The 25797-nt window shown below is 66.0% G+C and carries 26 protein-coding genes; 16 read left to right on the top strand and 10 right to left on the bottom strand.

What is annotated here, in order from left to right; genetic code table 11:
- The first annotated feature begins 12 nt into the window (after positions 1–12).
- The 4 genes from AC1ROX_RS20895 to AC1ROX_RS20880 all read left to right on the top strand — a co-directional run bounded on the left by AC1ROX_RS20895 (position 13) and on the right by AC1ROX_RS20880 (position 2573).
- Positions 13–252, top strand: a complete 240-nt coding sequence (locus tag AC1ROX_RS20895; RefSeq protein WP_493128692.1) for an Lrp/AsnC family transcriptional regulator — start codon at positions 13–15, stop codon at positions 250–252.
- 110 nt (positions 253–362) lie between these two features.
- Entirely contained in the window at positions 363–1409 is a 1047-nt protein-coding gene (locus AC1ROX_RS20890; protein WP_493128690.1) for a serine hydrolase domain-containing protein, read from the top strand.
- Position 1410: 1 nt separating this feature from the next.
- The gene (locus AC1ROX_RS20885) at positions 1411–1944 is read left to right on the top strand and encodes a TIGR00645 family protein (protein ID WP_493128688.1); all 534 of its coding nucleotides are present in this window, start codon (positions 1411–1413) and stop codon (positions 1942–1944) included.
- Between the two features lie 14 nt (positions 1945–1958).
- Positions 1959–2573: a hypothetical protein gene (locus tag AC1ROX_RS20880; protein ID WP_493128686.1), complete on the top strand. Its 615-nt coding sequence runs from the start codon at positions 1959–1961 to the stop codon at positions 2571–2573.
- Here AC1ROX_RS20880 and AC1ROX_RS20875 read toward each other — a convergent pair.
- Positions 2570–3712: an amidohydrolase family protein gene (locus AC1ROX_RS20875; protein ID WP_493128684.1), complete on the bottom strand. Its 1143-nt coding sequence runs from the start codon at positions 3710–3712 to the stop codon at positions 2570–2572. The genes AC1ROX_RS20880 and AC1ROX_RS20875 overlap by 4 nt on opposite strands.
- A gap of 106 nt (positions 3713–3818) precedes the next feature.
- On the opposite strand from AC1ROX_RS20875, the gene AC1ROX_RS20870 reads away from it, so the two are divergent.
- Both AC1ROX_RS20870 and AC1ROX_RS20865 read left to right on the top strand, forming a co-directional pair.
- Positions 3819–5450: a GMC family oxidoreductase gene (locus AC1ROX_RS20870; RefSeq protein WP_493128682.1), complete on the top strand. Its 1632-nt coding sequence runs from the start codon at positions 3819–3821 to the stop codon at positions 5448–5450.
- A 10-nt stretch (positions 5451–5460) separates the two neighbouring features.
- Positions 5461–7029 carry an ABC transporter substrate-binding protein gene (locus AC1ROX_RS20865; protein ID WP_493128680.1) on the top strand — a complete coding sequence of 523 codons (1569 nt, stop codon included), beginning with the start codon at positions 5461–5463 and terminating at the stop codon, positions 7027–7029.
- A gap of 23 nt (positions 7030–7052) precedes the next feature.
- On the opposite strand, the gene AC1ROX_RS20860 is transcribed toward AC1ROX_RS20865, so the two are convergent.
- The gene (locus tag AC1ROX_RS20860) at positions 7053–7901 is read right to left on the bottom strand and encodes a TauD/TfdA dioxygenase family protein (protein ID WP_493128678.1); all 849 of its coding nucleotides are present in this window, start codon (positions 7899–7901) and stop codon (positions 7053–7055) included.
- Positions 7902–8027: 126 nt separating this feature from the next.
- On the opposite strand from AC1ROX_RS20860, the gene AC1ROX_RS20855 reads away from it, so the two are divergent.
- The 3 genes from AC1ROX_RS20855 (at position 8028) to AC1ROX_RS20845 (ending at position 9966) form a co-directional block, all read left to right on the top strand.
- The gene (locus AC1ROX_RS20855; RefSeq protein ID WP_493128676.1) at positions 8028–8246 is read left to right on the top strand and encodes a hypothetical protein; all 219 of its coding nucleotides are present in this window, start codon (positions 8028–8030) and stop codon (positions 8244–8246) included.
- A 147-nt stretch (positions 8247–8393) separates the two neighbouring features.
- Positions 8394–9338 (top strand): OmpA family protein, encoded by a 945-nt coding sequence (locus AC1ROX_RS20850; RefSeq protein ID WP_493128674.1) that lies wholly within the window; start codon positions 8394–8396, stop codon positions 9336–9338.
- A 397-nt stretch (positions 9339–9735) separates the two neighbouring features.
- Positions 9736–9966, top strand: coding sequence for a YMGG-like glycine zipper-containing protein (locus tag AC1ROX_RS20845; protein WP_493128672.1), 231 nt, complete (start codon positions 9736–9738; stop codon positions 9964–9966).
- 57 nt (positions 9967–10023) lie between these two features.
- On the opposite strand, the gene AC1ROX_RS20840 is transcribed toward AC1ROX_RS20845, so the two are convergent.
- Entirely contained in the window at positions 10024–11319 is a 1296-nt protein-coding gene (locus tag AC1ROX_RS20840) for an amidohydrolase/deacetylase family metallohydrolase (protein WP_493128670.1), read from the bottom strand.
- Positions 11320–11384: 65 nt separating this feature from the next.
- Here AC1ROX_RS20840 and AC1ROX_RS20835 point away from each other — a divergent pair, with 65 nt between their 5' ends.
- Positions 11385–11693, top strand: a complete 309-nt coding sequence (locus AC1ROX_RS20835; RefSeq protein WP_493128668.1) for an RNHCP domain-containing protein — start codon at positions 11385–11387, stop codon at positions 11691–11693.
- Positions 11690–12751 (top strand): serine hydrolase domain-containing protein, encoded by a 1062-nt coding sequence (locus tag AC1ROX_RS20830; protein WP_493128666.1) that lies wholly within the window; start codon positions 11690–11692, stop codon positions 12749–12751. The genes AC1ROX_RS20835 and AC1ROX_RS20830 overlap by 4 nt, the downstream gene beginning before the upstream one ends.
- Before the next feature lie 16 nt (positions 12752–12767).
- Here AC1ROX_RS20830 and AC1ROX_RS20825 read toward each other — a convergent pair whose 3' ends face one another.
- Genes AC1ROX_RS20825 through AC1ROX_RS20815 form a run of 3 tightly spaced genes read right to left on the bottom strand, consistent with a single transcriptional unit; the run spans position 12768 to position 17413 of the window.
- Positions 12768–13952 (bottom strand): MFS transporter, encoded by a 1185-nt coding sequence (locus tag AC1ROX_RS20825; RefSeq protein WP_493128664.1) that lies wholly within the window; start codon positions 13950–13952, stop codon positions 12768–12770.
- Positions 13949–15064, bottom strand: coding sequence for an S-methyl-5-thioribose-1-phosphate isomerase (mtnA, locus tag AC1ROX_RS20820; protein ID WP_493128662.1), 1116 nt, complete (start codon positions 15062–15064; stop codon positions 13949–13951). The genes AC1ROX_RS20825 and mtnA overlap by 4 nt, the downstream gene beginning before the upstream one ends.
- Before the next feature lie 9 nt (positions 15065–15073).
- Positions 15074–17413 (bottom strand): thiamine pyrophosphate-binding protein, encoded by a 2340-nt coding sequence (locus AC1ROX_RS20815; RefSeq protein ID WP_493128660.1) that lies wholly within the window; start codon positions 17411–17413, stop codon positions 15074–15076.
- 99 nt (positions 17414–17512) lie between these two features.
- On the opposite strand from AC1ROX_RS20815, the gene AC1ROX_RS20810 reads away from it, so the two are divergent.
- Positions 17513–18007, top strand: coding sequence for an Lrp/AsnC family transcriptional regulator (locus AC1ROX_RS20810; RefSeq protein WP_493128658.1), 495 nt, complete (start codon positions 17513–17515; stop codon positions 18005–18007).
- Between the two features lie 70 nt (positions 18008–18077).
- Here the strand turns inward: AC1ROX_RS20810 and AC1ROX_RS20805 are convergent, their stop codons facing one another.
- Positions 18078–18989 carry a PhzF family phenazine biosynthesis protein gene (locus AC1ROX_RS20805; protein ID WP_493128656.1) on the bottom strand — a complete coding sequence of 304 codons (912 nt, stop codon included), beginning with the start codon at positions 18987–18989 and terminating at the stop codon, positions 18078–18080.
- 36 nt (positions 18990–19025) lie between these two features.
- Here AC1ROX_RS20805 and AC1ROX_RS20800 point away from each other — a divergent pair, with 36 nt between their 5' ends.
- Both AC1ROX_RS20800 and AC1ROX_RS20795 read left to right on the top strand, forming a co-directional pair.
- Positions 19026–20699: an AMP-binding protein gene (locus tag AC1ROX_RS20800; protein WP_493128654.1), complete on the top strand. Its 1674-nt coding sequence runs from the start codon at positions 19026–19028 to the stop codon at positions 20697–20699.
- Positions 20700–20828: 129 nt separating this feature from the next.
- Positions 20829–22040, top strand: coding sequence for an acyltransferase family protein (locus tag AC1ROX_RS20795; protein ID WP_493128652.1), 1212 nt, complete (start codon positions 20829–20831; stop codon positions 22038–22040).
- Positions 22041–22050: 10 nt separating this feature from the next.
- On the opposite strand, the gene AC1ROX_RS20790 is transcribed toward AC1ROX_RS20795, so the two are convergent.
- Positions 22051–22797 (bottom strand): alpha/beta fold hydrolase, encoded by a 747-nt coding sequence (locus AC1ROX_RS20790; protein WP_493128650.1) that lies wholly within the window; start codon positions 22795–22797, stop codon positions 22051–22053.
- A gap of 39 nt (positions 22798–22836) precedes the next feature.
- Positions 22837–23319 carry a PaaI family thioesterase gene (locus AC1ROX_RS20785; protein ID WP_493128648.1) on the bottom strand — a complete coding sequence of 161 codons (483 nt, stop codon included), beginning with the start codon at positions 23317–23319 and terminating at the stop codon, positions 22837–22839.
- Between the two features lie 195 nt (positions 23320–23514).
- On the opposite strand from AC1ROX_RS20785, the gene AC1ROX_RS20780 reads away from it, so the two are divergent.
- Both AC1ROX_RS20780 and AC1ROX_RS20775 read left to right on the top strand, forming a co-directional pair.
- Complete coding sequence (locus AC1ROX_RS20780) at positions 23515–24045, top strand: hypothetical protein (protein WP_493128646.1); 531 nt, start codon at positions 23515–23517, stop codon at positions 24043–24045.
- A complete protein-coding gene (locus tag AC1ROX_RS20775) occupies positions 24042–24572 on the top strand; it encodes a hypothetical protein (protein ID WP_493128645.1) in 531 nt (176 codons plus the stop codon). Before AC1ROX_RS20780 ends, AC1ROX_RS20775 begins: the two co-directional genes overlap by 4 nt.
- Here the strand turns inward: AC1ROX_RS20775 and AC1ROX_RS20770 are convergent.
- Entirely contained in the window at positions 24569–25723 is a 1155-nt protein-coding gene (locus AC1ROX_RS20770) for a M20 family metallopeptidase (protein WP_493128643.1), read from the bottom strand. The two genes, AC1ROX_RS20775 and AC1ROX_RS20770, sit on opposite strands and share 4 nt — an antisense overlap.
- Positions 25724–25797 lie beyond the last annotated feature (74 nt).

The following is a 25797-nucleotide window of genomic DNA, read 5'->3' as shown; positions in this document are numbered from 1 at the left end:
CGGAGGGAGTGCATGCAGACCATATTCGTCATGGTGAAGTGCGAGCTCGGCAAGGCCTATGAGGTCGCCGACGATGCCGTCGCCGTAGAGCAGGTCTCGGAGGTCTACTCGACCTCCGGCCAGTACGATCTTCTGATGAAGTGCTATCTCGACGAAAAGACCGACATCGGCCATTTCGTGACGAGCCGGATCCAGACGCTGCCGGGCGTGAAGGACACCTTCACCCTGATCACCTTCAAGGCGTTTTCCTGAGCACGGCCCTTCCGCAGAGGCATCTGCCAAGGGGCGAGGACTTCCTGCTCCTCCCGCCGTCCATCCAGCCCTACGCCTACCGCAACGTCGACAGGCTGTTCGCCCATCGCGTGATCGCCAGGGGGCCGAGCCCGCGCGAGCTGCCGCGCGGCACGGAGATCGCGCCGGTCTATTCGGCCGCCGGCCGCGAGCACGACGTCGCATCCTTCATGGATCGCAACGTGATCGTGGGCATCCTGGTGATCCATCGCGGCTTTGTCGTGCTGGAGCGCTACGGACTTGGCCTGCAGGAGCACGACCGCTGGTCGACCATGTCGACCGTCAAGTCGATGACCGCGATGCTTGTCGGTGCCGCCGTGCACGACGGCGCCATCGGGTCGATCGACGATCCGCTGACGGACTACCTGCCGGCGCTGCGCCAGTCCGCCTACGAAGGCGTGACCCTGCGCCATGTGATGACCATGTCGTCGGGCGTGCGCTGGACCGAGGTCTATCCCGACCGCAATTCCGACGTGAACCGCTACTCGAAGTCGCTGGCCGACAAGGTGCCCGACGGCGTGCTGAAGCTGATGGCCTCGCTGCCGCGTGCGCATCCGCCGGGCAGCACCTTCCTCTACAATTCCGGCGACACGTTCCTGCTGGGCGCCGCGCTCACGCGCGCGACCGGCAAGCCGCTGGCCGACTACATGTCGGAGAAGGTCTGGCAGCCGGCCGGCATGGAGTGCGACGCCTTCTACACGCTGGAGAGCGAGGGCGGGCAGGAGATCGGCGGCAGCCGCGCGGGCATGGTCCTGCGCGACTTCGGGCGTTTTGCCGAGTTCGTCCGCAATGACGGCGTCATCGACGGCACGCACGTGCTGTCCGAGGGCTGGGTCGAGGCAGCGGCGACGCCCGCCTTCAAGGTGCCGGCGCCGGTCGTCCCCGACATCACGCATTACGGCTACAGTTGGTGGCTGGGCGACGGGGTGATGGCCGCGATCGGCCATGCCGGCCAGCGCATCGACATCTACCGTAACGAAGATCTGTCAGTGGTGACGCTCGCGGCCCTGCCGCAACCGCCTTACGTGCCGCCGACCGATCACGATCGCCGTGCGGAGATCGTCACCTTCACGCAGGCCGTGAGGGCGGCCTGTTCGACAGCCAACGGGGAGAGCTGAGATGCCGACGACGCCCGCCAAGAAGCTCGAAGTCTTCGTCGAGCGCATCGTCATGGGCAGCCGCTGGCTGCAGGCGCCGCTCTATGTCGGCCTGGTGGTCGTGCTGGGTGTCGTGGTGGTCAAGTTCCCTTTCAAGATCTGGGACCTGATGAGCAAGGCGCTCACGGCGGAGGAGGCCGACCTCGTGCTGGCCGTGCTCTCGCTGGTCGACCTGATCATGGTCGCCAATCTCGTCGTGATGGTGATCATCTCCGGCTACGAGAATTTCGTCAGCCATATCGACGTGGACGAGACGCGCGACAGGCTGGCCTGGTTCGGCAAGCTCGACGCCGGCTCGCTCAAGATCAAGCTGGCCAGCTCGATCGTGGCGATCTCCTCGATCCACCTGCTGCAGCGCTTCCTCGAGGCCGGCGACTACGACAACGGCAAGCTCTACGCGCTGGTCGTCATGCACATGGCCTTCGTGGTATCGGCCCTTATGCTGACCTACATCGACAAGATCGGTTCCGACAAGAAAGCGGCCGGCGGCCATTGAGCCCGGATTCATTGATGAGAGGCGGCAAGGCAGCCCTCGCCATCTGGGTCGACATCGATCCGGCCGACCAGGCGTTCTTCGAGCACTGGCACAGCCGCGAGCATCTGGGGGAACGCGTCTCCTGCCCCGGCTGGCTGCGCGGCAGCCGCTTCAAGGGCGTCGCCCAACCCAACCGCTACCTGCTCTTCTACGACGCCGAGACCGCGGCCGCCTTCGAAAGCGAGACCTACTATGCCCGCCTGCGGGCGCCGAGCGAGATGAGCCGCGCCATCTTTCCGAAGTTCCGCGATACGTCCCGCACCGTCTGCGCGGTCGAGCAACGCTGGGGCGAGGGCATCGGTGCCGCGGTGCTCACCTTGCGCATGAAGGCGAGCAACGTGGCGCCCTTCGACAAGCTCGCCTCGCCGGAAACGGCGCGCGTCGACCTGCTGACCGGCCGCGCCAATATCGGCCAGGCGCAGACAGCCGAGAAGGACCTGCGCGGCGCACCCGATCGGCAGATCGAGCGCGCGCTGGTGGCGTTCTTCTGGTCGGTGGAAGCCGCCCAGGCGGCGCGTGCGCGTCACGCGCCGGAGGGCGAAGTCTTCGCTCTCCGACACACCGTGTCGAAGAGCGATCTCGTCGGTTAGTTGATCAGCCCGTAGAACTTTCCGGCGTTCGTGCAGGTGATCATCTTCACCTGGTCGGCCGGGACCTCGGCGAACTGTTCCTTGATGTACTTGTCGGAGTGCGGCCACACGCCGTCGCCGTGCGGGTAGTCGGAGCCCCACATCAGGCTCTCCGCGCCCATGTCGTCGATCAGCTTGGCGCCGATGCGGTCGAACTGGAACGTGGCCTTGCACTGGCGGCGCCAGTAGTCCGAGGGCTTCATCTTGAGGCCGAGGTCGGTGAAGCGGTCCTCCCACTCGAAGTCCATGCGGTCGAGCGCGTAGGGAATCCAGCCGCAGCCCGATTCGCCGAAGGCGATGCGGATGTTGGGGAAACGCTCCAGCACGTTGGCACCCATGATCGCGGCCAGGATGTTCACCAGGTTCATCTGGAAGCCCGAGACCACGGTGAAGAACACCGAGCGACCGACCCGGCCGCCATGCTTCTCGATGGTGCCCGGCGGGACGTTGGGGAAGGTATGGAAATGCAGCGGCAGCTGCACGTCGTTCACCGCCTTCCACAGCGGATCCCACATCGGGTGCCACATCGGCTCCATGTCCCACGAGCAGGAAAGCTCGAGGCCCTTGATGCCCATCTTGGCGACGCGATGGATCTCCTTCACCGCGGCGTCGATGTCGCCGTAGGGCAGGCAGGCCAGGCCGATGTGACGGTCGGGATAGTGGCTGCAGAAATCCTTCAGCCAGTCGTTGTAGATGCGCAGCATCTCGTTGCCGGCCTCGCGGTCGTTGAGGCGGCTGGCGGCGCCCAGGATGCCGTAGATCACCTCGGCGTCGACGCCATCGCGATCCAGGTCCTTGATGCGCAAATGCGGGTCTGAAATCCGGCGGATGTCCTTGGCGCCGTCGGCATAGAGGCCGGTCTCGGCCATGATGTCGACCCGGTGATGCTTGCCGGGGACGAACTTGGAGCCGGCCGGGCCGACGCCATTCTTGAAGCCGAACGAGGCGCCGTTCTTCGCGACCCACTTGGGCCCGTCGTCGGTGTCGGTGACGTAGGGCATGCGCTCCTTGAGATCGCGCGGGGCCATCGAGGTGAAGAGATCGGGCGGCATCCAGGGCAGGTCGAGGTGGCTATCGGCCGAGATGCGTTTGTACTGCATGGCGTTTGCTCCCTTGTATATCCTGGGCAAATTATGCGCGTCGTTCTGCAGCCTCTGCAATGCCCCTACTATTTCGCGGGTCGGCTTGTGTGCTAGGCATCGAAGGATGACTGACACAGCCGCATCCCGTCTCGACGGAGACTTCGACTACATCATCGTGGGCGCCGGCTCGGCCGGATGTGTGCTTGCGAACCGGCTCTCGGCCGATCCGAAGAACCGCGTGCTGGTGCTCGAAGCGGGCGGGCGCGACAACTGGATCTGGTTTCACATTCCGGCCGGTTACCTCTTCGCCATCGGCAATCCGCGCGCCGACTGGATGTTCCAGACCGAGAAGGAGCCGGGACTCAACGGCCGGGCGCTGAACTATCCGCGCGGCAAGGTGGTGGGCGGCTGTTCGGCCATCAACGGCATGATCTCCATGCGCGGCCAGTCGCAGGATTACGACCACTGGCGGCAGCTCGGCCTCACCGGCTGGGGGTGGGACGATGTCGCGCCGGTGTTCCGCAAGCTCGACAACCATTTCCTGGGCGACACCGAGCATCATGGCGCCGGCGGCGAATGGCGGGTCGAGGAATCTCGCGTGCGCTGGGAAGTGCTCGACGCGGTGATCAAGGCCGCCAACGAGATGGGCATCCCACAGACCGCGGACTTCAACACCGGCGACAATACCGGCGTGGGCTATTTCCACGTGAACCAGAAGCGCGGCATCCGCATGTCGGCGGCGCGCGCCTTCCTGAAGCCGGTGCTCAATCGGCCGAATCTGAGGCTCGAAACCGGCGTGCTGGTCGAGAGGCTGGCGTTTGAGGGCAAGCGTGCAACCGGCGTGGTCTTTCGCCAGGACGGCCGGTTGGTCGAGGCGCGGGCCAAGGGCGAGGTGATCCTCGCGGCCGGCGCGGTCGGCTCGCCGCAGATACTCCAGCTCTCAGGTGTCGGGCCGGCCGATTGGCTGGGCGAGACGGGCGTTCCGGTGCTGCACGACCTGCAGGGGGTCGGCCGCAACCTGCAGGACCATCTGCAACAGCGGGCAATCTACAAGGTGAACGGCGTCAAGACGCTGAACCTGGCCTACCATTCGCTGGTCGGGCGCGCGCTGATGGGCATGCAATATGCATTGCTGCAGAAAGGGCCGCTCACAATGTCGCCCTCGCAGCTCGGTATCTTCACGCGGTCGTCGTCGGATCAGGAGCGGTCAAACATCGAGTTCCATGTGCAGCCTCTGTCGCTCGACAAATTCGGCGAACCCCTGCATCGCTTCCCGGCGATCACGGTGAGCGCCTGCAACCTGCGCCCGACCTCGCGCGGCACGATCCGGCTGCGCTCGGCCGATCCCTCGGCCAAGCCTGTCATCGCGCCCAACTATCTCGCGACCTACGAGGACCGCACCGTTGCGGCCGACGCGATCCGCGTGACGCGGCGCCTGATGCGCCAGCCCGCGATGCAGCCCTACCATCCCGAGGAATACCTGCCCGGTCCGGGCGTCGGCGACGACGATGCCTCGCTGGCCAAGGCCGCGGGCGATATCGGCACCACGATCTTCCATCCGGTCGGCACGGCGAAGATGGGCCTGCCGTCCGATCCCCATGCGGTGGTCGATGAGCGTCTGAGGGTCATGGGGCTCCAGGGCCTGCGCGTGATCGACGCGTCGGTGATGCCGACCATCACCTCGGGCAACACCAATACACCGACAATCATGATCGCCGACAAGGCGGCTGGAATGGTCCTCGCGGATAACAGGTAAGGAAGCACACATGCGCAGGCAGGTTCTGGGATTGATCGCGGCGCTGGGCCTCTCGGTGCCGGCCGTCGCCGTGGCGCAGCAGCCGACCACCTTGAAGATCGTGGCGCACTCGGATCTGAAAATCCTCGACCCGATCTGGACCACGGCCTTCATCGTCCGCAACCACGCTTACATGATCTACGACACGCTGTTCGCGCTGGACGGCGAGCTCAAGATCAAGCCGCAGATGGTCGATACCTGGAAGATGAGCGACGATAAGCTCACCTGGACCTTCACCTTGCGCGACGGGCTCGAGTTCCACGACGGCCAGCCCGTCACCACCGAGGACGTGATCGCCTCGCTGAAGCGCTGGGCCTCGCGCGACAGCCTGGGCCACATCCTGTGGGGCAAGGTGGCCGAGCTGAAGGCGGTCGACGCCAAGACCTTCCAGATCGTGCTCAAGGCGCCGACCGGCGTCGTGCTGCAGGCGCTGTCCAAGCCCTCGGGCAATCCCTTCATCATGCCCAAGCGCATCGCCGAAACGCCGGGCACCGACCAGATCAAGGAGTTCGTCGGCTCCGGCCCCTTCATCTTCAAGGCCGACGAATGGAAGCCCGGCGACAAGACCGTCTACGTCAAGAATCCCAAGTACAAGCCGCGGCCCGAGCCGGCGTCGGGCCTGGCCGGCGGCAAGATCGCCAAGGTCGATCGGGTCGAATGGGTCGCCATTCCCGACCAGCAGACCGCGGTGAACGCGCTGCAGGCCGGCGAGATCGACATCATCGAGGCACCGCAGCACGACCTCTATCCGCTGCTGAAGAAGGACCGCAACGTCTCGATGGTGACCACCAACAAGTGGGGCAACCAGTACATCTACCGCTTCAATCAGCTCTTCAAGCCGTTCGACAATGCCAAGAACCGGCAGGCGATGCTCTATGCGCTGAACCAGAAGGATTTCCTGAACGGCGTCATCGGCGATCCCGAGTACTACACGGTCTGCAAGGCCATGTTCATGTGCGGCGGCCCCTACGAGACGACCGCGGGCTTCGCCGACAAATACGAGAGCGACTTCGCCAAGGCCAAACAGCTCCTGGCCGAGGGCGGCTACGACAACACGCCCGTCGTCCTGCTGCATTCGACCGATCTCTACGTGCTGACCAACATGGCGCCCATTGCCAAGTCGCTGATGGAGAAGGCCGGCATGAAGGTCGACATGCAGTCGATGGACTGGCAGACCCTGGTCGCGCGCCGCGCCAAGAAGGAAACGCCGGACAAGGGCGGCTGGAACGTGCTGATCACGTCAACGTCGGGCGTCGATTCGCTCGATCCGTTGACCTACAGCTTCATCAGCGCCGCCTGCGACAAGGCCTGGTTCGGCTGGCCGTGCGATGCGGAGATCACCCGCCTGCGCGACGAATTCGCCGACGAGGTCGATGAGGCCAAGCGCAAGCAGATCGTGGAGAAGCTCCAGCTCCGCGCCGCCGAGGTCCCGACGCACGCCTTCCTCGGCCAGTACAATAATGCGATGGCCATCCGAAAGAACATCGTCGGCAGCGTCGTCTCGCCCGTCCCGGTCTTCTGGAACATCGAGAAGAAGTAGCGGCGGCCTCGCGCCGCCGTCGATCAGACGACGGCGTCGCCCGCGATCTGGGTGCGCTGCATGCGGCGGTGGAACGGGCCGGCATCGTGGATCGCGAGATGCTTGGTGCAGCGATTGTCCCAGAAGGCGATCGAGCCCGCTTCCCAGCGGAAGCGGCAGGTGAATTCCGGCCGGTGGCCGTGATCCATCAGGAAGTCGAGCAGCGGCTTGCTCTCGCGGTCGGTCATGTTCTCGAACCGGCATGAGTAGGAGTGGTTCACGAACAGGCACTTGGCGCCGGTCTCGGGATGCGTGCGCACGACCGGATGCAGGCTCTCGGTCGGCCGCCAGTTCGAATCCTCGCGCACCCTGATCGAGCGGCGCGCATTCAGTCCGGCCTGCGGGCCGGCGACACGGATGTCGCTGTGCACGACACGCAGGCCCGCCAGCATCGACTTCATGCCCTCGGACAGGCTCTCGTAGGCGAGGTACTGATTGGCGAACAGCGTATCGCCGCCATAGGGCGGGACGTCGAGCGCGTAGAGGATGGCGCCCATCGGCGGCTCCGGCATCATCGTGGTGTCGGAATGCCACTCCTCGCCGACGATGCGCTCGTCGCCGGGCGCGCGCACGACGCGCACGATCTCGGGATCGCCGACGCCGGTGTTGAAGTTCGGGTGGATGAAGATCTGGCCGAAGCGGCGGGTGAAGGCCTTGTGGCTGGCATCATCGAGCGTCTGGCCGCGGAAGAAGATCACCAGGTGCTCGAGCAGCGCGCGGCGGATCTCGGCGATCGTCGTATCGTCGAGGCCGGCGGCGATGTCGACGCCGCCGATCTCCGCGCCCAGGGCGCCGGCGATGGGGGAGACGATGATGCGTTGGTAATCGGGCATGGCGGGATGATGCGGTCGGCCCGACGGCCGGGCAAGGTTGCGCCGACTGAACTTTTCGCCGGGCGGGACGTTAAGGCGGCGCAACCTTTGGTCGGAGGCGGAGATGGCGACACGAGAGGGCAGGGGATGGTGATCGCCGACCCGGGCGCCTGGACCAAGGCCGAGGTGCTGGCCCGCCGAATCTACCAGCTCGCGACAACCCCGATGCGCTCGGAGAATCATCCGACCTGGGATCCGACCTGGCGCAAGGCCATGGAGGCGGCTTTCGTGGCGATCGGATCGGGCGACGAAGAGCGGATGGACGACGCGCTGATACGCCTTGAACAGCTCGAACGCACCCTGTGATCGGGCGTTTCGGTCGATCCTGGACGGAATGTGTGGCTCAAATGTCTCAGGGGAGATTTTGCGTTGCCGCCGAGTGAGGCAGGAATGCAACCAAACCAAGGCGGAGGAGTTGTTCCTTGGTCGTTCCTTAAAAAGCGGGGAAATTAAATGAAGAAGATATTTGCAGCGGCGTTGATGGTATTGGCGCCGACCATTGCGCATGCCCAGACGATCAACGCGCAGGAAGGCTTTTACATCGGTGCCGGTGGCGGCGCCGCCTGGTTCATCGGGTCCAATTCCAACACCTCGAGCTGGACGGGTTGGGCGGTCGGCGGCAAGGCCGGTTACGACTTCGTCGGTCCGCGCGTCGAGCTGGAAGCCTCCTACGGCCAGATCCCGGTCTCGGCCAACATCCCGGGCACGGCGATCAACGGCAAGGTCGGCCAGCTCGCCGTGATGGCGAACCTGCTGTACGACTTCATGCCGACCTCGGTCATCACGCCCTACATCGGCGCCGGTGCCGGTATCGCCTTCGTCGACAGCAACTCCTCGCTGGGCAGCACGCAATTCGCCTATCAGGGCATCGTCGGCGTCGCCTACAATGTGAGCGAGCAGCTGCGGTTCATGATCGAAGGCCGCTATTTCGGCACGACGAACCCCAGCGTGAATACGCCGTTCGGCAACGTCAGCTTCCAGAACCAGAACATCTTGGCGCTGGCGGGCGTGCAGTACAAGTTCGTGGCGCCGCCGGCCGCTCCGCCGCCGCCGCCGCCGATGGTGGCCCCGCCGTCGTTCATGGTGTTCTTCGACTGGGATCGCTCGAACCTGTCGGCCCAGGCCCTGAACACGATCAAGCAGGCTGCGGGTGCCTACAAGCAGAAGGGCAATGCCCGCATCACGGCGACCGGCCACACCGACACGTCGGGCACCGAGGCCTACAACATGGCGCTGTCGCTGCGTCGCGCGAACGCCGTCAAGGACGCCCTGGTGCGCGAAGGCGTGCCGGCGACCGCGATCGCGGTGGTGGGCCGTGGCGAGCAGGGCCTGCTGGTGCAGACGGGCCCGAACGTCCGCGAGCCGCAGAACCGCCGCGTCGAAATCGTCATCCAGTAAGACGAACAGCCGTCAAAAGTTGACCGCCTCCGGCAACAAGCCGGAGGCGGTGCACGTTAGAGGGACGCCGGTCCGCAAGGTCCGGCCCTCCGGTTGCGGCTTCCCAACCCTCTCCCCGAGTGGCGGCGGCTGCGACCGGAGACCTTCTACCCCGACGATTCTCCCGTGAAAATCCGCCTTCCCGTGCTGGCCGCTCCTGCGATCGCCAGTGCCTTCGCTTGGGCACAAACCTTACGGCCAGCATTCATGGGCGGCATTCAAATGAGTGCCGGGCGTTGCAGAGCGGCAACACCTTGTGTCCGGGGCGTGATCAGCACACGCGCGCATTCTCGTGAACGCAACCCCCAGGCTTCCTCACCCGTTCTCTCGCCAACAGTTCACCTGTCAGGAGGCTCTCATGCTGAAGTTCACGAATATCGCCCTCGTTGCGGCTCTCGGCCTGGGCGTTGCGGCCTGCGGCAACAACCCGACGGACCGTGCCCTCACCGGCGGCGCGATCGGTGCCGGTACCGGCGCCGTGGTCGGCTCGACGATGGGCGCGCCGGTGGCCGGCGCGGTGGTCGGCGGCCTGGGTGGCGCCGCGATCGGTGCCGCGACGACGCCGCGCAACGACTACTACTATCGCTAACGTTCTCTTCGGAGACGGATCGGGCGGGTGCCATCGGCACCCGCTTTTTCTTTGCGACTAGGCCGCGACAGCCTGCGGCAACACCGGCGCGGTCGCGTCGAAACGCTTGCCGGCGCGCAAACAGAAGAGCGGCATCAGGAGCCGGTCGGCGATCACCTCGGTGCCCTCGTTGTCACCCAGCTTGAATCGGCCACGCTCGTCGGCCAGCACGGAGATGTCGGCCACCGCACCGGGCTTCAGCGTGCCGAGCGTGCCCTCCATGCCCAGCATGCGCGCGCAGTTGGTCGTCACCATCGGTACGATCTGCGGCAGGGTGAGGCCCAGCGCCAGCAGTTCGCTCATCGCATGTGACAGGCTGAAGCGTGCTGCGCCGGCGAAGGGATGCGCCTCCTCGGGATCGGAATGTGTCGACGGCGTGCCGGGCGGCGGCGGCATCGTTGTGTTGTAGCCATGCATGTCGGCACCCAGCGTATCGGGCATCACGCCGGCCTCGAGCGCCAGCCGCGCCATCTTGAAGGAGAAGTGGCTGCCGTGGCCGATGTCGATCCGGAGTCCGCGTGCCACCGCTTCGGCGACGATGGGATGCAGCTTGCCGTTCTGGTCGATGAAGCCGCCGGGATGGCGCGTGAACGGATGGGCGAGGATGTCGCCCGGTTTCATGAGATCCACGATCTGCGGCAGGATGCCGTCGGGATCGACGCCGTTGGAGCCGGTCGCGGGCAGTGGCCAGAGCTGGCCGAAATGGATGTAGACCGGCAGCGCCGTCTCGCGGCCGATCTCGGCGGCCTTGCGCATCACGTCCAGTCCCCAGCGCGCCATGCCGCCCACCTCGGCATGCGCCTTGATCCCGCGCACCAGGTCGGGGTTGGCGCGCGCGGCCTTGACCGTCGCCGCCACATCGACGCCGTCCGGTCCGTAGAGGTTGGGATAGTAATGGCCCTCGAGGCCGCCCACGACATAGGCCGAGATGAAGGCCAGCACCCGGCTGGCCGCCGGCTCGGCGATGAACTTCCGGAAGCCGGGGAAGGTCATGCAGGAGGACCCGCCCTGGTCGACCAGGGTGGTGACGCCGCTCTCGACGCCCACCAGGTCGGCCGGCAGGCCGAAGCGGCCCGAGACGTACGTGTAGATATGGGCATGGCTGTCGATCATGCCCGGCAGCACGATCCGGCCCCGCAGGTCGATCGTTTCGCGCGCCGCGGCGGCCGGCAGCGCCGCCTCGACCGCGGCGATTTTGCCGTCGCGGATCCCGATATCGGCCGGCCCGTCCCAGCCGGTCGAGGGATCGACCAGGTGGCCGCCGCGCAGCAGCAGGTCGAAGGGGGTGAGCGTGGCTGGGGTGGTTGGGGGCATGGGCGTTCTCCCGGGCTTTCGGGCCGGCATGGCGCAAGCACTGTGCCAATGCGAAAGTAGGGCCCATGGCGCGTCTGTTCACCCGCAACATCGAGAATTTCACCTGCGAACGCTGCGGCACCGAGGTCGAAGGCAATGGCTTCACCAACCACTGCCCGGCCTGCCTGTGCAGCAAGCATGTCGACGAGAATCCCGGCGATCGCGCGGCGGAGTGCGGCGGGCTGATGGAGCCCATTGCCGTCGAGCAGGCGCGCGGCCGCTACATCGTCGTGCACAGATGCCTGAAGTGCGGCCAGGTGAAACGCAACAAATCCGCACCGGAGGACAGTTCGCGCGCCCTGGTCGAGGTCGCCCGCCGGCGAGCGATGTCTTGAGGCTTTCCTTTCTTCTCGTCCTGTTCGTCGTCTTCATCGCCGGTCCGGCATCCGCCCAAGGGGTGGAGGATATCGAACAGGCGTGGCGCGCCTGGATGGAAAAGACCCAGCGCACGCGCGGCGGCCTCGTGGTGATGCATGCCGGCCGGCCGGTGCACGAGGTGACGATGGGCCGTCTCGCGGCCGGGGCTCCGGTATCCTATGCCAGCCTGTCGAAGGCCGTGACAGGCGTCTGCATCGCCACGCTGATCGAGCGCGGGACGCTTTCCTTCGAGACTCCGGTTTCGCAAGCGCTGGCGCGCACCATGACACGCACCGGACGGCCATCCGATCCGCGGCTCCTGCAGGTGACCGTCTCGGAACTGCTGGTCCATCGCAGCGGCCTCGGTCCGTCGATCGGCGGCGACGGCGACATGGCGAACTGGCTGCGCCGCAACTCGGGCGGCCGCACGGCCTTCGACGAGCAGCTCCGCTGGGTGTTTGCCCGAAAGCTGCAATACACGCCGGGCGAACGCTTCGAATACTCGAATGCCAACTACCTGCTGCTGGGCGCCATCATCGAGGAGGCGGCCGGCCAGCCCTACGAACGCTACTGCAAGGAGGCGGTGCTGACGCCGCTCGGCGCCCGCGACGCCCTGCTCGATCCGGCCTGGCGCATTCTGTCCAGCTACGGCGGCTGGCGCATGCCGCTGGCCGATTATGCACGCTTCTACCAGGCCTTCGCCCCGAACAATCCGGCGATCGGACCACGGGCGCGGCAATGGATGATGTCGCCGGACGGCAAGGAAGTGGGCGGCGGCGCCCATTACGGGCTCGGCACCTTCGTGCGGCCGACGCCGCGCGGGGGCGGCAATTTCTGGCATGCCGGCCGCTGGGTCTACGATCTGCGCAATGCCCACGACGGGCCACTGCATGTGTCCTATTCGACCTTCGCGGTGCGGCTGGGAGGCCTCGACGTCACCATGGTGAGCTATGCCGAGCCGGGGCGCGAGCAGGGGGACGGTGGCCTCGACGGGGCCTTGGGCAATGCGGCGCGCGGCGTGAAGCGGTGGCCGTGACGGTCAGCGCACCTGCCTAACGTACAGGGCCGCTGACGCGCACCAGCATGACGGTCGTGACGAGGGCGATCATGGCGACGACGAAGGTGACCCAGAGCACACCCTGTGCCCCGTAACTGGCCATCACCGCTGCCAGGACCGGCGGCGCGGAGGCCGACACGATCCCCTGGGGCAAAGCGAGACGGCCGAGATAGGTGCCGAACTGGGCGCGGCCGAACAGGGCCAGCGGCAGGGTGGCGCGCAGAACGGCCTTCATCCCGTTGGCGATGCCGTAGGCCATTATGCAGACCAGGGCGACGACGAAGTTGCCGCCGGCCAGCAACGCCAGGCCCAGGCCGAACGGCAGCACCGCGCTGGAAAACAGCGTCGAACTGGTGATCGTGTAGCGGTGGCCGAACGCCAGCTCGAACACCCGCACCGCCACCTGCGCCGGCCCGATCAGCGTGGCCAGCAGCAAGGCCGTCGCGGGATCGTGGCCGAGGCCGCGCAGCACGCCGATCGCGTGCACGATGAAACCGGTGAAGATGAAGGCGCCGCACGCGAAGGAGATCGACAGCAGCAGGAAGATCCGTTCGGTGTGGGCCGAGGGTGGCACCGGCGGCGCAGTACCCGCAGCGGCCTGAGTGCCGACCAGGGGCCGGCCGGGCAGCACCAGCAGATGGACCGGCGCGCAGATCGCGAGATGGATCGCGGCATAGATCAGCAGCACGCCGCGCCAGCCGAAGAGGAGTTCGAGCGCCTCCGAGACCGGCCAGAACACGCTCGAGGCGAAGCCGCCGATGATGGCCAGCACCGAGATGGCCTGCCGCGCCCGCGCTCCGGCGATCTGGGCGAGCGCGATGCTGGATGGCGTGTTCAGCGCCAGGGTCGAGGCGATGCCCATCGCGGCCCAACACAAAAGGTAGGTCACCATTCCCTGCGAGAGGGTGAGCGCGGCAAGCGACAGCGCGTACAGGACGGAGCCCACCGCCATGACGCTGCGCGCGCCGGTGCGGTCGAGCAGGCGGCCGACCCAGGGTGAGAAGAGCGCCCCCACGCCGAACATCACGGTGATACCGCCGTAGACGACCTCGCTCGGTAGACCAAGGTCGTGCTGGATATGGCGGCCCAGCACCGAGGGCATCAGGAAGGTCGTGCCCCAGCCCACGATCTGGGTGAGGCCAAGCCCGGCCGTGGCCTTGGCCGCTGGCGTGACCTTCACGCCGCCCGCGACTGCTCGGGATAGAGGGAAAGAAGTCCCGCTTCGCTGGCGGCGCAGACACCGCGCTCGGTGATCAGCGCCGTGACCAGCCGCGCCGGTGTCACGTCGAAGGCCGGATTGGCGCCAGCACTGCCTTCGGGAAGGATCTGCACCGTGGCCAGCTCGCCCGTCTCGGCCCCTTCTTTCACCAAACGCCCTGTCATGTGCGACAGCTCGCGGGCGCTGCGCTCCTCGATCGGGATGTTCCGCACGCCGTCGACGATGGTCCAGTCGATGGTCGGATAGGGCAGGCCGACATAGAAGGGCACGCCGTTGTCATGGGCGGCCAGCGCCTTCAGGTAGGTGCCGATCTTGTTGCAGACGTCGCCGCCGCGCGTCGTGCGGTCGGTGCCGGTGATGACGAAGTCGACCTGGTCGTGCTGCATCAGGTGGCCGCCGGCATTGTCGGCGATCACCGTGTGCGGCACGCCGTGCTTGCCCAGTTCCCACGCCGTCAGGCTGGCACCTTGATTTCTGGGCCGCGTCTCGTCGACCCAGACATGGATCGGGATGCCGGCATTGTGCGCCTGGTAGATCGGCGCCAGCGCCGTGCCCCAGTCGACGGTGGCCAGCCAGCCGGCGTTGCAATGGGTCAGGGCGTTGATGCGCCCACTCTTGTCTCGGGGCTTGAGCTTGCGGATGAGGCCCAGCCCGTTCTCGCCGATGCGGCGGCAGATCTCGGCATCCTCGTCGCAGATCTCGGCGGCGCGCCGGTAGGCGGCCTCGCGGCGCCTGGCGGGCGGTAGCGGCGCCAGCAGCGCCCGCAGATCGTCGAGCGCCCAGCGCAGGTTCACCGCCGTCGGCCGCGACTCCAGCAGCACCGTGTAGGCGCGGGCCAGCATTGCGTCGGACGGATCGGTCGCCATGGCCAGCGCCATGCCGTAGGCCGCGGCGGCGCCGATCAGCGGCGCGCCGCGCACGATCATGGTGCGGATCGCCACCTCGGCATCCTCCATCGTGCGGAAATCGCGCACGACGAAGCGATGGGGCAGCAGGGTCTGGTCGATCGCCTGGACGGTCGTGCCGTCGGCGCCCAGCCAGATGGTTCGGTAAGGTTTGCCGTCTACTTTCACGCCGCCACTTTAGACGGCGCGCGCCACCGCGTCGATTATCGCCGCCGTATCGAGCCCGTAGGTTCGATAGAGATCGGGAATGTCACCGGACTGACCAAATTTCTCGATGCCGAGCGGCACGACCCGCTGGCCGCGCACCGAGCCCAGCCACGACAGGGCCAGCGGATGGCCGTCCATCACCGTCACGATGCGTGCATCGCGCGACAAGGGCGCGAGCAGGCGCTCGATCGGACTGGCCGAGCGGTCGACCACGCCAGCCGTGCGGCCGCGATTCCGCTGCGCGGCCAGCCAGTCGGTGTGGAGCCGGTCGGGTGAGGTCAGCACCAGCAGGCCCGCACCGCCGAAGTCGCGCGCGACGCTCTCATGTGCGGCCACCGCTTCGGGCGTGACCGCACCCATGGCGACGATGGCCACGTCCGCGCCGTCTTCGGGCGGGGCGTACCAGTAGCCGCCGGACACGATGTCGTTGCGCTGCTCCGGTGTCAGCGTGCGCTCGGGCTGGGGCAGGCTGCGCGTCGACAGGCGCAGATAGACCGAGCCGCCATTCTCCTGCTGCATGTACTCGAAGCCGTGGCGCATCAGCACCGCCAGCTCGTCGACATAGGCCGGCTCGTACGAGACGAGGCCGGGCTGGCCGATGCCGATCAGCGGCGTGTGGATGCTCTGGTGCGCGCCGCCTTCCGGCGCCAGGGTCACGCCCGACGGTGTTGCCACCAGCATGAAGCGGGAGTCCTGGTAGCAGGCATAGTTCAGCGCATCGAGGCCGCGCGCGATGAACGGATCGTAGAGCGTGCCGATCGGCAGCAGGCGCGCGCCGAACAGTTGATGGCTGAGACCGAGTGCGGCGAGCTGGATGAACAGGTTGTTCTCGGCGATGCCCAGCTCGACATGCTGGCCCTTCGGCGTCTGCCGCCAGAGCTGCGCCGACACGACCTTGAGTTCGCGAAACACGTCCTCGGCCTCGGTGTGGCCGAACAGGCCACGCCGGTTCACCCAGGCGCCGAGATTGGTCGAGACCGTGACGTCGGGCGAGGTCGTGACGATGTGACGGGCGAGTTCGCCGTCCTCCGATGCAATCGCGTTCAGGATCTTGCCGAACCCTTCCTGCGTGCTCGACTTCCTGTCGGTCGGCTTCGTGAGCTGCGCAGGGATCGCGACGACCGGCGCCTCGGTGCGGCGGCGGCCTTCGGCGTTGAAGGGTGCTGCGTCGAGGAACGACTGCAACTCGGCCGGCGCGGAGGTGAGGCCCGCGAACTTCTCCCACTCCTGGCCATCCTCGATGCCCATGCCCTTCTTGAAGCCCGCCATCTGGTCGAGCGTCATCAGGCCGGAATGGTTGTCCTTGTGGCCGGCGAAGGGCAGGCCCTGGCCCTTGATCGTGTAGGCGATGAAGCAGGTCGGCGTGTCGTCGGTCACGTTCTCGAACGCGTCGATCACGGCCTGCATGTCGTTGCCGGCCAGGTTGGTCATCAGCCTGTGGAGTGCGGCATCGTCGTGCTGCTCGAGGATGCGTCGCACGCCGGGATACTGGTTGAGGTCGCGCGTCAGCGCCTCGCGCCAGCCGGCGCCGCCCTTGAACACCAGCGCCGAGTAGAGCGAGTTGGGGCAGGCGTCGATCCAGTCGCGCAGATGCGCGCCGTCGGGCTGCGTGAAGACCGTCTCCAGCAGCTTGCCGTATTTCAGCGTGACGACGCGCCAGCCGACCAACTCGAACATCTCGGCGACCCGGCCGAACAGCCGGTCGTTCACCACGCCGTCGAGGCTCTGGCGATTGTAGTCGATCACCCACCACAGGTTCCGGACATCGTGCTTCCAGCCTTCGAGCAGCGCCTCGAAGATGTTGCCCTCGTCGAGCTCGGCGTCGCCGACCAGCGCCACCATGCGGCCGGTCGGGCGCTTGCCGTCGCCGAGATTCTTGAGACGCACATAGTCCTGCACGATCGACGAGAACAGCGTCATGGCGACGCCGAGGCCGACCGAGCCGGTCGAGAAGTCGACGTCGTCCACGTCCTTGGTGCGCGACGGATAGGACTGCGCGCCGCCCAGCGCGCGGAAGCGTTCGAGCTTCTCGCGGGTCTGATGGCCGAACAGGTACTGGATCGCGTGGAACACCGGCGAGGCATGCGGCTTCACCGCGACGCGATCCTCGGGCCGCAGCACCGAGAAGTAGAGCGCCGACAGGACCGTCGCCAGCGAGGCACAGGAGGCCTGGTGGCCGCCGACCTTGAGCCCGTCGCGGTTGGGACGGAGGTGGTTGGCGTGATGGATCGTCCAGGCGCTGAGCCACAGCACCTTGCGTTCCAGTTCACGGAGGAGGCGGAGACGCTGGATGGGGGCTAGTGTGGTCATGTCCAACGGATACTCCTGACGGGCTGGAAGGTCCTTGCGTTCAGGTCGCCGAAAGCGCTGTATAGGGCAGGATTTACCTGGATTGTGGCAGATTGAGCAATGATCTCCCTGGACGCGATCGACCGGCGCATTCTCGAACGGCTGCAGCACGATGGCCGCCTCAGCAACGCCGACCTCGCCGAACAGGTCGGCCTGTCCTCCTCGCCGTGCTGGCGGCGGGTCAAGGCGCTGGAGGAGGCGGGCGTCATCAAGGGCTATGCCGCGCAGGTCGATGCCAAGTCGGTCGGCCTGTCGGTCAACGTCTTCGTCAGCGTGTCGCTCTCGACCCAGAACGAGAAGGCGCTGAAGGACTTCGAGCGCGCGGCGGCGGAGCGGCCCGAGGTGATGGAGTGCTACCTGATGACCGGCGACAGCGACTACCTGCTGCGCGTCGTGGTGCCCGACCTCGAAGCCTATGAGCGCTTCGTGATGGACTTCACCAAGATCCAGGGTATCGCGCAGATCAGGAGTTCGTTTGCGCTGCGTCCGGTGAAGCAGGGCGCGGCGCTGCCGTTGGGAGAGAAGAAGAAGGATCCTTCGCTGCGCTCAGGATGATACCATTTTCGTGATTGGCGCACTGCGCCGACTCCAACAACCGTGTCATCCCGAGCGCAGCGAGGGATCCTTAATCTTCCAACTCGATGACACCGCTCATCATCGGCTTGCAACGACCACCGATGTAAGTCGCGACAACCTTGCCATCCTTCTTCTCCGCGCAGGCCTGCAACACACTCGGCCGGCCCATGTCGAAGCCCTGGCCGATGGTTTTCGCCAGCGTGATATCGGCCTCGGGCCGGTGATGGGCCAGCACACCGATCAGCGCGACGTTGGCGGCGCCGGTCGCGGGATCCTCGGGGATGCCATGCTCGGGGGCGAACATGCGGGTGTGGACGTCGATCTCGCCGTCCTTCGCCTGGACGTAGAGATGGATTCCGACGAGGCGGTCGCGCGGCAGCTCGCGAGCGAAGACCTCGGCGCGTGGCGCGGCCCGGCGCAGCGCTTCGCGCGACTTCAGTTCGACGAACAGCAGTGGCGCGCCACATGAGGCGACGCGCGGCGGGTGGACATCGAGCTTCAGGTCCTCCGCCTGCAGCGAGCAGGCCCGCGCGACGAGGGCCGGATCGATCTCCTCGCCAAAGCTCAAGGGCACTGGGGCGGCGAGGCGGGTCGCCACGACGGCGCCGCCTTCGCGTACGATGTCCATCGCGACCAGCCCGGCCTTCTCTTCGAAGACCAGCCGGTCGCCTGCCACCGGCCGGCCGTAGCTGGTGCCGGCGCGGGCCAGGACGAAGGCGGTGCCGACATTGGGATGGCCGGCGAAGGGCATCTCGGCCTTGGGCGTGAAGATGCGGACCTCGGCCGTATGGGCCGGGTCCTTGGGCGGCAGCACGAAGGTCGTCTCGGCCAGGTTGAACTCGGCCGCGATGGCCTGCATCCGTTCGCCCGACAGGCCCTGTGCATCGGTGATGACGGCCAGCGGGTTGCCCCCGAACTGGCGGTCGGTGAAGACGTCGACGGTGACGAAGTGGAGTTTCATGATTCCAAATCTGCCATGGCGCGCTAATCTCGACGCATGACCAAAGCTCAGGCTGCTCCCAAAATCTCTTACGATCACGGCGTCTCGGACAAGAAGCTGATCGGCGAGACGATCGGCGCCTTCTTCGACCGCACCGTCGAGACCCATCGCGAGCGGGAGGCGCTGGTGGTCCGCCACCAGAAGGTGCGCTGGAGCTGGGGCGAGCTGGGCCGCCGGGTCGACGATCTCGCTGCTGGTCTGCTCACGCTGGGGTTGGAGCGCGGTGATCGGGTCGGTATCTGGTCGCCCAACACGTCGGAATGGACGCTGGCGCAGTTTGCGACCGCGAAGGCCGGCCTCGTGCTGGTGAACGTCAACCCGGCCTACCGGCGCGCCGAGCTCGAATACGCAATGAACAAGGTCGAGTGCAAAGCGCTGATCCTCGCCCCGGCGCTCAAGACCTCGAACTATCTCGAGATCGTCGACGATCTGGTGAAGGCCAGGAAGCTGCCGCACCTCAAGCATGTCATCCGGCTTGGGCCTGAGAAGACGCCGGGCATGCTGAACTTCGACGACGTCGCGACGGCCGGCGGCAATGAAGAGAAGGCGCGTATCGCCGAGCTGGGGCCGAAGCTGCAGTTCGACGACGCGATCAACATCCAGTTCACCTCGGGCACGACCGGCTTCCCCAAGGGTGCCACGCTCACCCACCACAATATCCTGAACAACGGCTACTTCGTGGGCGAGGGGCTGAAGCTCACGCCCGAGGACCGGCTGTGCATCCCCGTGCCGCTCTATCACTGCTTCGGCATGGTGATGGGCAATCTGGGCTGCCTGACGCACGGCTCGACCATGGTCTATCCATCCGACGCCTTCGACCCGCTGGCGACCCTGCAGGCCGTCGCTGAGGAGCGCTGCACGGCGCTCTACGGCGTGCCCACCATGTTCATCGCCCAGCTCGACCATCCCGAGTTCGCGAAGTTCGACCTCAGGAGCCTGCGCACCGGCATCATGGCGGGCTCGCCCTGCCCCATCGAGGTGATGAAGAAGGTGCAGAGCCACATGCACATGGGCGAGGTCACCATCGCCTACGGCATGACCGAGACCTCGCCGGTGTCGACGCAGTGCGCCACCGACGATCCGGTCGAGCGTCGCGTCTCGACCGTCGGCCAGGTGTTGCCGCACATCGAGATCAAGATCATCGATGCCGAGGGCAAGGCGGTGCCGCGCGGCGCGACCGGCGAGTTCTGCACCCGCGGCTATTCGGTGATGAAGGGCTACTGGAACGACGAGGCCAAAACGAAGGAGGCCGTCGACGAGGCCGGGTGGATGCACACCGGCGACCTCGCGACCATGGACGAGCAGGGCTACGTCAACATCGTCGGCCGCCTGAAGGACCTGATCATCCGCGGCGGCGAGAACGTCTATCCGCGCGAGATCGAGGAGTTCCTCTACCGGCACCCGAAGATCCAGGACGTGCAGGTGATCGGCGTCCCCGACTCGCGCTATGGCGAGGCGGTCTGCGCCTGGATCAAGCTGCATGCCGGCCAGACCGCGACCGACGAGGAGATCCGCGCCTTCTGCCAGGGCCAGATCGCCCACTACAAGATCCCGCGCTACATCGAGTTCGTGCCGGAATTCCCGATGACCATCACCGGCAAGATCCAGAAGTTCGTGATGCGCGAACAGACGATCGAGAAGCTCGGGCTCACGGCGCAGAAGACGGCCTGAGGCACGCCGCCCGCGAATTTATCTTCTGTGAAGCGGCACGGACGCGAATTGTGACCGTTTAAGGGAACGTGCAACGCATCTGTCGGCACTGCCGTTGTAGGCCGGTCCGAGATCAACCGGGTATTGCTCGTGAAGTCCGTCGCCGTTGCGTCCACCGATGCGTCCGCCCGTTCCCACAACCGATATCGAGCCCTCTATCAGGTACCGCTGGTCCGCATCGCGCAACCAGCCGCGCGCTTTCCCGCGTTCGATCATCTGCGTGTCTTCGTGATCGCACTGGTCGTGCTGCAGCATGTCGCGCTGGGCTACATGGTCGGCGCTCAGGCGGTGTCGGCCGGTTCCTACACCAACGGCAGCGCGCCGGTCGTCGACATGGCGCAGTGGTCCGGCTTCAACGCCATTGTCACCTGGACCAACGGCTTCTTCATGCCGCTGATGTTCCTGCTGTCGGGCCTGTTCGTGCGTCCCTCGCTCGCACGAAAGGGCCTGCGCCAGTATCTGATCGACCGCGCCCTGCGGCTGGGCGTGCCGCTCCTCGTCGGCATCGTGACGATCGTGCCGCTGTCCTATTACGCCGCCTATCTGCTGAGCGGGGGCGGCGACAGTTTCGCCGCGTTCTGGGCGCGCATGGTCACGGTCGGGCCGTGGCCGAGCGGGCCGCTCTGGTTCGTGGGCGCGCTGCTGGTGTTCGATGCCGTTCTGGCGATGCTGCTGGCGCAGGATCGCGTCTGGCAGTTCGCGCGGCGCTTCGGTCAGGCGTTGGATCGCATGCCGGCCGGCGCGTGGCTGATGCTGTTCATCGTGGCCAGCGCGGCGGCGTACCTGCCGTTCCATCTGGCCTTCGGCAAGCCGCACTGGCTGACGGCCGGACCCTTCGGCATCCAGACGAGCCGTGTCGGCCTCTATTTCCTGTCGTTCGCCGCGGGTGCATTCATCGGCCCGGAGCGCCTCGCGCGGGCCTTCGAGCGGCAGTGGATTCGCTGGCCGATGCTCGCCATCGTCGCGACGGCCGCCTTCTTCGCGCTGGACGGTCGGCAGGTGCCGTCGTGGGTCGATGGCGTGATGCTGGTGTTGTTCTCGACCATCACGGCGCTCGGCCTCCTGGCGCTCGCGGTCCGCTTCTCCAGCCAGTCAGGCCCGATGGGCAACAGCCTCTGCGCCAACGCCTATGGCATCTACCTCGTGCATTGGCCGATCGTGCTGTGGCTCCAGTTGCTCCTGCTGTGGACGCCGCTCGGCCCGCTGGCCAAGGGCGTCCTTGTGATGAGCCTGGGCTTCAGCCTGAGCTGGCTCGGCTCGAGCCTGCTGCGTCGCCTACCGGGAGTCTCGCGCGCGGTGTAGCGCGACCGGCCTACGGCCGGTGCGCCTCAAGGAACATCCTGATGTGGCGCACCGCCAGCGGAACGCGCTCCGGCGTGTCCTTCCACGGGTAGAGCGTGACCTGTGAATTGGGCGACAGCATCGCCACTTCCATCGCGACCTTGTAGGGGTGCGGCGGGCTGTCGTCGGGCGCGACCAGGATCGGCGTCTTGCAGTTCTTCACGAAGTCGCGCGGCACGGTGAACACGAAGTCGGCCTTCTTCGTGTACATGTTGGTGAGGAACTGGCTCACCTGGTCCATCGTGTACTCAGGCCGCTTCGCTGCGAAGTCGGGACCCCAGCCCTTCATGTTGTTGTCGTAGAACTGGTTCGGCAGTTCGGGGCGGAAGCCCGAAGGCTGCGTTAGCACGGCGGCGACGACGCGGTCGCCCACCCGCTTGATCAGGTTCCAGATCAGCGGCTGGCCGATGCAGTAGCCCAGCACCATGAACTGTTTGGCGCCGAGATGGTCCATCAGGCCGATATGGTCGTCGGTGAAGGCGTCCCAGGTGCGCTCAATGTCGAGCGGGCCGGTCGACTGGCCGCCATTGGCGTTGCGCAGGTCGGCGCAGATGCAGCGGAACCTGTTGCTGAACTCCTTCATCGCGCTGAACGGATGCGTCCGGTCGAGGCCGGCGATGGTCGAGTTGAGGCCGCCACCCGGAATGATCAGCAGCGGCAGGCCCGAGCCCACCTCTTCATAGTGAATGCGGACGTCACCTTTTTCGTAGAACGGCATGGTTGTTTTCTCCCTGCCGCCAAGGTGCCATGCGCCGGGTCAGGGTGCAAAGATGAGACAGGTAGTGGTGCCATGCGCCAACAGGCGTCCAAGCCGGTCCGCGATCCTTTCCTCTGCGGTGCCGACGCGGCGCCCGGCATTCAGCACGAGTCCCTCGGCGCGGATCAGCCCGGTCTCCGGTGTGATCGGCCGCATCAGCGAGATCTTGAACTCTACCGTCGTCTGCGCGAGCCCCTTCGCCAGTGTCGTCTGGATCGCGAGGCCCATGCAACTGTCGAGCAACGTCGCCGCCAGCCCGCCATGGACCGTGCCCGACGGATTGAGATGCTTATCGGTCGGCACGATCGCAACGACGACGCGGCCGCTCGCGGCCTCGACCACGTCATAGCCCAGGGTCTCAGCAATCGTGTTGAGCGGCAGCGTGCCGTCGGCCAGGCCTTGCACGAATTCGAGTCCGGTCATCCCGGCACGCGCTTCAGGCGTGACGGTTCCAAAGGTCTTGCGGGCGGCTGGGTTCGGCATCGAGACGACTCTCCGGGTTGGGTTTTCATTTACACACTTACTGTCGAGCGCCGTACGTGTCTGGCCGCATTCGGACCCGTCAGCGTCCTCCGATGCACAATCTTCGGTAGCACGGACGAAAAGATTCCTGCTACGGTGGCGTTCTTGGGGGAGAGATCAACGCAATGAAAAGTATGGGACGTCGCCAAGGCCCTGTTGGCGCTCGGTGTGACGCTTGGCGCGTGCACGTCCGAACAGAAAGTCGTCACGCAATCGAATGCGACAGCCGTATCGGGTCAGAAACTAAGCCGGGTGCTGATCGGCGTTCGGCTCCGTACCACGCGGCTGACGCCAGCCCAGTATGAATCGCTTCTCCAGCCTTCTGAACTGAGACAGGCCTTCGAAGCGAAATGGACACCGCTCGGGATTACCGTCGAAGTCGTCGATGGCGATAAATTTCCGGGAGACAGTCCCATGGCCTTTATTACGGACATCAATACGCGCTTCCAGGCCAGCCAGGTACTCCTGCTGCATACAAGCCACGCGCGGTGGCGTGGCGCATACGTCCAGGATTACGACATCGATGCAGACCTCTATGACAGCACGGCGGGAAAGCGCATCTGGCGCGGTTCGACTTCATTGCCGGACTTCTGGCGGGTTGTTGGCACACCGTCGAAGCGTCCGGAGGCGGCGGATCGCTATGTCGACGGCCTGACGGCGACGCTGCGAAAGGACGGGCTGATTTGAACCCGCTGCAATCCGTCTTGTCGCGCCGGCTGTTTCTTCTAACGGCAACCGGCGCCGCAAGTGGGTTGGCCGCGTGCGTGTCAACGGACACGGCGTTCGTCCATGAACCTCGGCCGGCCTCATCGCCACCGGTGAAGATGCAGCGGTTGTTGCTGTGGCTGACGCCGAATGACGAAAGACTTGATGGTGCGGGCATTGCCGCAAGATTCGAGAGCGCATTGGCGCCCTACGGCGTTGCCGTCGAAACCGGCCGATCGACAAAGCTGGAGGTCGACCGGAGTGGCGACCAGAAAGGCATCATCGAGAGGTTCAATCCGACGTACAGGCTCGAGATCGACGTGGGCGAAGGTCGTACGGCAAGCCAGGGCAGCACCGTCATCGGAATGTCGTTCCTGGTGCGCGGCGTGCTCTACCGCGGAGCCAACCGGACGCCCCTCGAACGATTCGATTACCACGCACGCTCCAAGAGCATCCCGCGCTTCGTGGACCAAGTCGTCGAGAGCCTGAAGGCCGGCGGCTACCTCTAGCCCAGCAGGCGCTTCACCACATCGAGCTGGATGTGCGCGGCATCAACCATCTCGGCGATCGGCACGCTCTCGTTGGCGGCATGGCCTTGCGCGCCGGAGCCGGGACCAAAGTTGATGATTTCGATGCCGTCGTCGGCATAGTAGCGGCCGTCGCTGACGCCGGTGGCGTTGAGGAACTTCACCTTGCGGCGGCTATGGGCCTTCACCGCGGCCTCGAAGGCGCCGACGGCTGCGCCGTTCTCGGGCGCGAAGAAGCCGTTGGTGCCGGTCAGGAACTCCACGCCGTACATCGCCTTCGGCTCGCCGACGCCATCGACCACCTTCTTCAGCTCCTTGAACGCGTCCTTCACCTTTTCATTCGGGAGCAGGCGGCGGTCGATCTCGACGGTGCAGGCCGAGGGCACGACGTTGGTGTTGTGGCCGCCATGGAACATGCCGATGTTCACCGTCGATTTCATCGCGCCCGAGACGCGCGTCGCCAGCGCCTTGTCGTAATAGGAGCTGAGCGCACCCACGAGGCGCATCATGCGCAGGATGGCGTTGTCGCCGGCTGCCGGATTGCCGGCATGCGCGGCGCGGCCCTTGGTGGTGAGGCGCGCCCACATGACGCCGCGCTCGGCCACGATCAGGTTGTTCTCGGTCTGCGCGCCCAGGATCAGCGCGTCGGGCCTCACCTTGCCGCTCTTGCGGAGATACTCCATGCCCTCGGGCCCGAGATTCTCCTCGTCGGCCACGAAGGTGAAGATCAGCTCGCCCGACGCCGGGCCGCCGCGCCGCGCGATCTCCTCGGCGATCCATATCTGCACCGCTATGCTGCCCTTGCAGTTGCCGGCGCCCAGCCCGTAGACGAGGCCGCCCTTGACCAGCGCCTTGTAGGGATCGCTCTTCCAGTTCGAACGCTCGCCGACGCCCACCGTGTCGACATGGGCGTTGAAGGCGATCACGGGTCCTTTCGCCTTGCCCTTCATGCGGGCGACGACATTGTCGACGCCTTTCTTGTGGGTCGCGATCTCGACCTTGTAGCCGGCCTTCTTCAGGCGCTTGGCCGTATAGGCGCAGATCTCGACCGAGGTGCCGGGCGGGTAGGGGCTCGGCAGCGCGATCAGGTCGGACAGGATCGAGACGAGTTCGGACTGCATCTTCTTCGACATGAATTCGAAATCCTTATTCAAGCAATTGTGTCATCCCGAGCGCAGCGAGGGATCCTTGCTGATCGGTAAGGATC

The sequence above is a fragment of the Reyranella sp. GW821-FHT14A01 genome, from assembly GCF_058803965.1.
This window is presented reverse-complemented; position numbering and strand designations above follow the sequence as displayed.

What these genes read in the sequence shown, in the direction of transcription:
- AC1ROX_RS20895 (WP_493128692.1), top strand. Translation starts at nt 13, where the DNA reads ATGCAGACCATATTCGTCATGGTGAAGTGCGAGCTCGGCAAGGCCTAT.
- AC1ROX_RS20885 (WP_493128688.1), top strand. Translation starts at nt 1,411, where the DNA reads ATGCCGACGACGCCCGCCAAGAAGCTCGAAGTCTTCGTCGAGCGCATC.
- AC1ROX_RS20880 (WP_493128686.1), top strand. Translation starts at nt 1,959, where the DNA reads ATGAGAGGCGGCAAGGCAGCCCTCGCCATCTGGGTCGACATCGATCCG.
- AC1ROX_RS20875 (WP_493128684.1), bottom strand. Translation starts at nt 3,712, where the DNA reads ATGCAGTACAAACGCATCTCGGCCGATAGCCACCTCGACCTGCCCTGG.
- AC1ROX_RS20870 (WP_493128682.1), top strand. Translation starts at nt 3,819, where the DNA reads ATGACTGACACAGCCGCATCCCGTCTCGACGGAGACTTCGACTACATC.
- AC1ROX_RS20865 (WP_493128680.1), top strand. Translation starts at nt 5,461, where the DNA reads ATGCGCAGGCAGGTTCTGGGATTGATCGCGGCGCTGGGCCTCTCGGTG.
- AC1ROX_RS20860 (WP_493128678.1), bottom strand. Translation starts at nt 7,901, where the DNA reads ATGCCCGATTACCAACGCATCATCGTCTCCCCCATCGCCGGCGCCCTG.
- AC1ROX_RS20855 (WP_493128676.1), top strand. Translation starts at nt 8,028, where the DNA reads ATGGTGATCGCCGACCCGGGCGCCTGGACCAAGGCCGAGGTGCTGGCC.
- AC1ROX_RS20850 (WP_493128674.1), top strand. Translation starts at nt 8,394, where the DNA reads ATGAAGAAGATATTTGCAGCGGCGTTGATGGTATTGGCGCCGACCATT.
- AC1ROX_RS20845 (WP_493128672.1), top strand. Translation starts at nt 9,736, where the DNA reads ATGCTGAAGTTCACGAATATCGCCCTCGTTGCGGCTCTCGGCCTGGGC.
- AC1ROX_RS20840 (WP_493128670.1), bottom strand. Translation starts at nt 11,319, where the DNA reads ATGCCCCCAACCACCCCAGCCACGCTCACCCCCTTCGACCTGCTGCTG.
- AC1ROX_RS20835 (WP_493128668.1), top strand. Translation starts at nt 11,385, where the DNA reads ATGGCGCGTCTGTTCACCCGCAACATCGAGAATTTCACCTGCGAACGC.
- AC1ROX_RS20815 (WP_493128660.1), bottom strand. Translation starts at nt 17,413, where the DNA reads ATGACCACACTAGCCCCCATCCAGCGTCTCCGCCTCCTCCGTGAACTG.
- AC1ROX_RS20810 (WP_493128658.1), top strand. Translation starts at nt 17,513, where the DNA reads ATGATCTCCCTGGACGCGATCGACCGGCGCATTCTCGAACGGCTGCAG.
- AC1ROX_RS20805 (WP_493128656.1), bottom strand. Translation starts at nt 18,989, where the DNA reads ATGAAACTCCACTTCGTCACCGTCGACGTCTTCACCGACCGCCAGTTC.
- AC1ROX_RS20800 (WP_493128654.1), top strand. Translation starts at nt 19,026, where the DNA reads ATGACCAAAGCTCAGGCTGCTCCCAAAATCTCTTACGATCACGGCGTC.
- AC1ROX_RS20790 (WP_493128650.1), bottom strand. Translation starts at nt 22,797, where the DNA reads ATGCCGTTCTACGAAAAAGGTGACGTCCGCATTCACTATGAAGAGGTG.
- AC1ROX_RS20785 (WP_493128648.1), bottom strand. Translation starts at nt 23,319, where the DNA reads ATGCCGAACCCAGCCGCCCGCAAGACCTTTGGAACCGTCACGCCTGAA.
- AC1ROX_RS20770 (WP_493128643.1), bottom strand. Translation starts at nt 25,723, where the DNA reads ATGTCGAAGAAGATGCAGTCCGAACTCGTCTCGATCCTGTCCGACCTG.